The 326-nt window shown below is 48.5% G+C and carries 1 pseudogene; it reads left to right on the top strand.

Going from position 1 to position 326, the window contains the following annotated elements:
- Positions 1-326 (top strand): annotated as a pseudogene (locus AAEY62_RS21275) (excinuclease ABC subunit UvrA); the annotation flags it as partial.

Genomic DNA, 326 nt, shown 5'->3' with positions numbered 1-326 from the left:
CTCGATAGAAGTGCCGATACGCTTTCGGGCGGTGAAGCACAACGTATTCGCCTTGCAAGCCAAATTGGCGCAGGCCTAGTGGGTGTTATGTATGTACTGGATGAGCCATCAATTGGTTTGCATCAGCGCGATAACGACCGATTATTAAAAACATTGGTGCATTTACGCGATTTAGGTAACACGGTCATTGTGGTTGAGCACGACGAAGATGCCATTCGCGCAGCCGATCACATTATTGATATTGGCCCAGGTGCTGGTGTGCATGGCGGGCATATAATTGCCCAAGGTACTCGCGACGATATTTTAGCCTGTAAAGAATCGGTTAC

Source organism: Pseudoalteromonas sp. GW168-MNA-CIBAN-0100 (genome assembly GCF_040309225.1).
In the GTDB taxonomy this organism is placed as follows: domain Bacteria; phylum Pseudomonadota; class Gammaproteobacteria; order Enterobacterales; family Alteromonadaceae; genus Pseudoalteromonas; species Pseudoalteromonas arctica.
This window is presented reverse-complemented; position numbering and strand designations above follow the sequence as displayed.